The sequence below is a fragment of the Streptomyces sp. NPDC127084 genome (assembly GCF_042724175.1).
Lineage (GTDB): Bacteria > Actinomycetota > Actinomycetes > Streptomycetales > Streptomycetaceae > Streptomyces.
Genome location: NZ_JBHXFA010000092.1, coordinates 24,586 through 31,356, shown reverse-complemented (window position 1 = coordinate 31,356; position 6,771 = coordinate 24,586). Strand labels below are relative to the sequence as shown.

Annotated in this window: 5 protein-coding genes; 2 read left to right on the top strand and 3 right to left on the bottom strand. The window is 71.1% G+C overall.

What is annotated here, in order from left to right:
- Positions 1-125 precede the first annotated feature (125 nt).
- Entirely contained in the window at positions 126-1,742 is a 1,617-nt protein-coding gene (locus tag ACFWI9_RS21325; protein WP_387164192.1) for a GMC oxidoreductase, read from the bottom strand.
- Between the two features lie 322 nt (positions 1,743-2,064).
- Positions 2,065-3,207 carry a glycosyltransferase family 4 protein gene (locus ACFWI9_RS21320; protein ID WP_387164191.1) on the bottom strand — a complete coding sequence of 381 codons (1,143 nt, stop codon included), beginning with the start codon at positions 3,205-3,207 and terminating at the stop codon, positions 2,065-2,067.
- 107 nt (positions 3,208-3,314) lie between these two features.
- On the opposite strand from ACFWI9_RS21320, the gene ACFWI9_RS21315 reads away from it, so the two are divergent.
- The gene (locus tag ACFWI9_RS21315) at positions 3,315-4,568 is read left to right on the top strand and encodes a glycosyltransferase 87 family protein (RefSeq protein ID WP_387164189.1); all 1,254 of its coding nucleotides are present in this window, start codon (positions 3,315-3,317) and stop codon (positions 4,566-4,568) included.
- On the opposite strand, the gene ACFWI9_RS21310 is transcribed toward ACFWI9_RS21315, so the two are convergent.
- On the bottom strand, positions 4,532-5,869 hold the full coding sequence (locus ACFWI9_RS21310; RefSeq protein WP_387164187.1) for an MATE family efflux transporter: 1,338 nt from the start codon (positions 5,867-5,869) through the stop codon (positions 4,532-4,534). The genes ACFWI9_RS21315 and ACFWI9_RS21310 overlap by 37 nt on opposite strands.
- A gap of 95 nt (positions 5,870-5,964) precedes the next feature.
- Between ACFWI9_RS21310 and ACFWI9_RS21305 the strand changes: the two genes are divergently transcribed.
- Positions 5,965-6,489, top strand: coding sequence for a PadR family transcriptional regulator (locus tag ACFWI9_RS21305; protein WP_387164185.1), 525 nt, complete (start codon positions 5,965-5,967; stop codon positions 6,487-6,489).
- The last annotated feature ends 282 nt before the right edge of the window (positions 6,490-6,771 follow it).

Sequence of the window (6,771 nt, the reverse complement as noted above, 5' to 3'; positions counted from 1 at the left end):
GGAGTCGGGCCACTTGACGCCGTCTCTGAAGCTCAAGCGCAATGTGGTGGCCAAGGACTACGCGGACGAGATCGAGGCCATCTACCAGAAGTAGACGGGTAGTCGGGGCATCACAGGAGTGGTGCTCAGAAGTCCTCGGCGAGGACCCGTTCCAGCGTGCGTTCGGCGAGCGCGGTGATGGTGACGAACGGATTGACACCGATGGAGCCCGGTACGAGGGCTCCATCGGTGACGTATATGCCGGGCGCCCCGCGCACCCGGCCGTAGGCGTCGGTCGCCCGCCCCAGCACACAGCCGCCCAGCGGGTGGTAGGTGAAGTCGTCGGCGAAGGTCTTGTTGCCGCCGAACAGGTCGTAGCGGTAGATCGTGACGTTGGCCTTGTTGATCCGGTCGAACAGGGTCCTGGCCGAGTTGACCGAGACCTGGCTCTGGGCTCTGGTCCAGTCGAGCGCCAGCGCGCCGGTGGCCCTGTCGTAGGTGAAGCGGGCGCGCTCCGGATTCCGGGTGATCGCCAGATACAGGCTGATCCAGTGCTCGAAGCCCATGGGCAGCGGGGCGATCTCGGCGAAGACCGGGTTGGCGGTGTTGGACCAGTCGTCAATGCCCATGACCGGCATGGTCGCCTGGTTGGCACCGACGGTGTCCCAGAGGTGATTGGCGCGGGCGGTCATGACGTTGCCGTTGGGCCCCCAGCCGCAGCCGACGTCCGGGCTGAGGTCAGGCAGGGCGCCGGTCTCACGGGCGCGCAGCAGGAGTTCGGTGGTGCCGAGGCTGCCGGCACTGAGGAACAGCCGGTCGCAGCCGATCTCCCGGGTGGCGACGACCTTGCCGGTCAGGTCGATCCGGTCGGCGGTGACGACATAGCTGCCATCGGGCTCTCTTCGGATGCCACGGGCCCGCTGGAGGGTCTCTATGGTGACGTTCCCGGTGCCGATGGCGGCGGCCAGGTAGGTGCGGTCGAGGCTGCGCTTGCCGTGGTTGTTTCCGTAGATGACCTCCCCGGCGAGCGCCGACCTGGCGACCTGCCCGGCGGCTTCGCGCTCCATGTACCCGAAGTCGTACACATTGGGCACGAATACGGTCCGCAAACCCGCCTTGGCGGCGTGCTTGCGTGAGATCCGGCTGAAGCGGTACCACTCCGTGGACTCGAACCAGGACGCGTTGACGGTGTTGACGCCGAGCATCGCGTTGGCGCGCGGGAAGTACGTGTTGTACATGGCGTCGGCGTCGACACCGGGCAGCATCTCGCTGAAGTAGGCCCGTTGCGGGGTGACGGCCATTCCGCCGTTGACGAGCGATCCGCCGCCGACACCGCGCCCCACGTACACGGACATGTCGGCGAAGCGGACGCGGTCGAGGACCCCCGGGTAGGGGCTGATGTCCTTGTTGACGACGTCAAGCCACAGGAACTGGGCGAGCGGTGCCTCGGTACGGCTGCGGAACCACATGGATCGCTGGTCGGGAGTGCTGGTGGCGCAGAAGACCTTTCCGTCGGGGCCCGGGGTGTCCCACAGGCGGCCCATTTCCAGGACGAGGGTGCTGATCCCGGCCTCACCGAGGCGCAGCGCGGTGACCGCGCCCCCGTAGCCGGAACCGATGACGAGGGCGGGGACGCGGGTGCCGGCGGCGGACCGTTCGGCGGCTCGGGCCGGAGCGGCCCCGATACGGGTGAGGCCGAGTGCCGCTGCGGTCTGGAGGGCGCCGAGACCCAATAGGTGACGACGCGTCAGATTTGATGTCATGCGCGCAGCATGGGCGGAATTTTCGATTCCGCCTATAGGATCGCGCAGTAATTTTTCCGCGCGGCGCAAGAGTGCCTAATGCGCCAGGAGTGGCGCAAATGATGTGCCGTTGCCCGGGGCGCCGAGGTTCACGGTGGGACCGCACCCGTGGTTCCGCTGCACGGGGCGGTTTCGCGCTGCCGCACCCCTCCCCCAGAGCTGCGGCGCCCGGGCGGGTCGGGGTTTTCGTACTCGATCGGCGGACGGCCTCAGGCATGCGGGGGTTCGCGCATCCCCTTGGGGCCGGGGGCGGCGGAAGTGACGCGGAAGCCGCAGCGGAGCTCTAGAGCAGGGCCTTGAGCTGCTCCGCGAGCAGGTCCCAGCGCCACTTCTCCTCGACCCAATCACGGCCCCGCTCACCCATCCGGCGGCGCAGTTCCGGGTCCTGGAGCAGGGTCACGATCCGGTCGGCCGAATCCTCGGGTCGGTCGCCGCGCACCACCCAGCCCGTCTCGCCGTCGAGCACCGCGTCCGGCGCACCGCCCGAGTCCCCGGCGACCACCGGGAGGCCGGTGGCCGAGGCCTCCAGGTAGACGATGCCGAGGCCCTCCACATCCAGTCCGCCACGGCGGGTGCGGCAGGGCATGGCGAAGACATCCCCGGCGCCGTAGTGCGCGGGCAGTTCCTCCCAGGGGACGGCACCCGTGAAGCGGACGGAGTCCGCGACGCCGGTGGAGCGGGCGAGCCGCCGCAGGTCGTTCTCGTACGGGCCGCCGCCGACGATCAGCAGCACCGCGTCGGGCACCCCGGCGAGGATCGCGGGCATGGCCCGGATCAGGGTGTCCTGGCCCTTGCGCGGGACCAGCCGGGAGACGCAGACGACAACCGGGCGTTCGCTGAGGCCGAGGCGTTCGCGTACGGCGTCGCCGCCCGAGCCGGGGTGGAAGGTCTTCTCGTCGACGCCGGGTGGCAGTTGGACCATCCGCCCGGCCGCATCAGGCGTCAGCGCCGCCGCGATCCGCGAGCGGGTGTACTCCCCGAGATAGGTGATGGTGTCCGTGCCCTCGCCGATCCGGCGCAGCAGTTGCCGCGACCCGGGAAGCTGCGCCCACCCCGCCTCATGCCCATGGGTCGTGGCGACCAGCCGCCGCGCACCGGCGCGCCGCAGCGCGGGCGCCATCAGTCCGAGCGGGGCGGCGGCCCCGAACCACACCGAGGTGCAGCCGTGCTCCCTGAGCAGCCCCACCGCACGCCGGGTGACCCGAGGAGTGGGCAGCAGCATGGTCGTACGGTCCCTGATCACAGTGAACGGCTGTTCGGCATCGAACGCCGCAGTCGCCTCGATGCCCTCACGGCCGCGCTTCCAGGTGGAGGCGTAGACGACCAGCCGCTCGGGATCCAGGCGCAACGCCATGTTGTGCAGGAATGCCTGGATCCCGCCCGGTCGGGGCGGGAAGTCATTGGTGACGATCAGGGTCTTGTCCATCGCCGCCGACAGTACCAACGGCGGCGGGGCCGCTCGCTCCCGCTCAGGCGTTCGCGGCATCATGGCAGCTCACACCAATTGCAGTACGACAAACACGTGAGGTGATCATGCGAGGTGCGGCACGCACAGCCCTCCCCGTCGCGGGGTGGGTGGTCACCAGGACGGTGCTGCTGCTCTGGGTGCTGAAGGTGCTGTACGTCGCCGGGCCCGATGTGACCAGCGACGTCGAGGTGATCTACCAGGGCTGGTACGAGGTGCTCAAGACCGGCACATACCCGCTGGACGACGTCACCTGGCAGTACCCGCCCGCCGCCGCGCTCGCCATCCTCGCCCCCGGCGCACTGCCCTTCCTCGGTTACACCAACGCCTTCTTCCTGCTCTCGCTGCTCTGCGACGCCCTCGTCTTCGGGCTGCTGACGTACGCGGGACGCCGACCGGAAAGGTCCCTGAAAGGCGTCTGGGTCTGGGTGATCGGGGTGCCGCTGCTCGGGCCCACCGCGTACGCGCGCTACGACCTGATGGTGACCGCCGTCGCGGTGGCGGCCCTGCTCGCGGCGGCACGCAGACCCGCGCTCGCCGGGGCGCTCGCCGGTTTCGGCGCGATGCTGAAGGTCTGGCCGCTGCTTCTGCTGACCGGGATGCGGCGCGGCGCCGCGGCACGCCGCTCGTGGCTCGCGGCCGGGGCCGCGGTGGGCGGACTCCTGCTGGCCTTCGGCGCGGCGATGCCGGGCGCGCTGGCGTTCCTCACCTTCCAGCGCGACCGGGGCACGGAGGTCGAGTCGCTGGGCGCTCTGGTGTTCCATGTGGCCCGGCACTACGGGTGGGAGGGAGAGGTACTCCTCAACTACGGCTCGGTGGAGTTCCTCGGCCCGTACGTTCCGCTGGTGAGCCGGGCGGCACTCGCGCTGACGGCGATGGCGTTCGCCTGGCTGCTGGTCTGGCGGCTGCGGGCCCGGGAGTTCACGGCGGGAACGGCGGCGGACGCGGCGTTCACCGCGGTGCTGCTGTTCACCACCACCAGCCGGGTGATCAGCCCCCAGTACATGATCTGGCTGGTGGGCCTGGCGGCGGTGTGCCTGGTGTTCCGTACCAGCCGGATGGCACTGCCCGCCTGCCTGGTGCTGCTCGCCACGGGGGTCACGTATCTGGAGTTCCCCATCTGGTTCGCGGACGTGGTGACGAGCAGCCCGCGCGGGATCGCGCTGCTGGCCGTCCGCAACGGGCTGCTGGTCGTGGCGTCGCTGCTGGCCTGCCGCAGGCTGTGGACCAGCACGGTCCCGGGGGCGGTGGACCGGGCGGCGGGAGTCGGGGGTGACTCGCGGGATCAGCCGGTGCGGGACAGGGAGTTGCAGGGCTCCTGAGGGACGGCACCGTCCGGCGCCGTCCGACGGAACAGCCATACGAGCGCCGCGCACTGCACCCCGGCGGCCAGGGCCATCGCCAGGCAGACACCGGGCAGGCCGAAACCTGACAGCACGTAGGCGAGCGGAAGCTGCACGAGTGTGCCGGCGACGGTGACGTGCAGCAGGCGCGGGCCGCCACCGCTGCCCTCGAAGACCCCGCCGATCGCGATACAGCAGGACAGCAGCACCAGATACGGGCCGGCGCAGCGCAGGAACAGCGCACCCGCCTCCACCACCTCCTCGTCCGCGCCGAAAACCCGCATGGCGGTGGGCGCGAGGGCGAGCAGGGCCAGGGCAGCGCCCGCTCCGAGCGCACCGGACAGCAGCAGTGCCTGCCGGCCCACCGCGCGCCGCGCGTCCTTCCCGGCACCCAGTAGGTGGGCGGTGTGGATCGAGGCCGCCTGCCGTACCGCGTAGAACGCCATCGTGGCGATGTACATCGACTTGGTGGCGATCCCGTACGCGGCGACGGCTGTGACACCGAGCCTGGCCACCACGGTGATGAGCACGAAGGCGCCCGTCATCCGTACGACGAAATCCGCCGCCATGGGCAGGCCTGTCCTGGCGGTGGCGCGCAGGCAGTCCCCGACCGGCCTTGGGCACGGGGTGCCTCGGGCGGCGCGCAGCAGGGCGTTGCGGCGCAGGGCGACCAGTCCGGCGGCGAGCGCGGCGGACCGGCCCAGCACGGTGGCGACGGCCGCGCCCCGGATGCCGTACCGGTCGATGAGCAGCGGGTCGAGCACCAGGATCAGACCGTTGGCGAGGAAGGCGAGGCGCATGGGGGTGCGGGTGTCGCCGGCGCCCTTGAGGATGCCGTCCAGGACATGGGCCGCGAACAGGACGGCGGTACCGGGCAGTGAGATGGCGAAGTACCCCGCGGCGAGGGTGCTCGCGGTGTCGCTGCCGCTGCCGCCGCCGAGCGCGAGCCGGGCGAGGGGCTCACGCAGCATCAGGCCACCGACGGCCACGGGCGGCACGAGCACCGCGCACAGGGCCCAGCCGCCGCGCATCGCGGCCCGTATCCCCGCGGGGTCCGCCGCCCCGCGCGCACGGGCGACGAGCACGGTGGTGCCGGTGCCCGCCATGAGGACCACGCCGAGGAGCAGGTTCTCCATACCGGTCGCGACGGCGACGGCGGCGACGGACGGGCCGCCGAGCCGGGCCACCCAGACCATGTTGACGATCCCGGCGGCTACACCGGAGAGCAGCTCGAAGTAGACCGGGTACGCCAGCGTGACGAGCCGTTTCCGGTGTTCCATGTCCCCCCACCTCTATCCCGTGGTACATCGATTCGAGGTACCACGGATAGAGGTACCATGACGCGGTACCTCTCACAACCCACCGGGAGCGCGCCGTGCTCGAACTGACGATCCTCGGCTTCCTCGCCGAACAGCCCCTGCACGGCTACGAACTGAAGGAACGCATCGGGGCCCTGAGCGGACACGTCCGTCCGGTCAGCGACGGGGCGCTGTACCCCGCGATCACCCGCCTGCTCAAGGCGGGCAAGCTCGCCGAACACCCCCAACCGGGCACGAGCGCGGCGCCCCGGCGCACGCTCTCCCTGACCGAAACCGGCCGCGCCGACCTGCTGGAACGACTGCGCCACCCCAAAGACGCCGACATCACCGACGGCCAGCGTTTCTTCACCGTGCTCGCCTTCCTCAGCCTGCTCCCCGACCGGGCCGAGCAGGCGGCGGTGCTGCGGCGGCGCAAGGAGTTCCTGGACACCCCGGCGAGCTTCTTCTACCGGGATGGCGAGCCGGTCCGCGCGGAGGAGGCGGCGGATCCGTTCCGTCGCGGGATGTTGCGGATCGCGCGGGCGACGGGGGCGGAGGAGCGCCGCTGGCTCACCGAGGTCCTGGCGGACCTCGCCACCTGAGCACCACGCGCCCCGTTGCACGGGGGCGGGGTTGCGCGGTGTTCCGCACCCCGCACAGCGGGCCGGAGTGTCCGGCCTCAAACACCGGCCAGGCTGGGATGTCGGAGGCTACCCGTACCCGGGGCGCCGGGTCTCGCGGTGCACCCCCACCCCGCACAGTGGGCCGGAGTGTCCGGCCTCAAACGCCGGCCAGGCTGGGATGTCGGAGGCTACCCGTACCCGGGGCGCCGGGTCTCGCGGTGCACCCCCACCCCGCACAGTGGGCCGGAGTGTCCGGCCTCG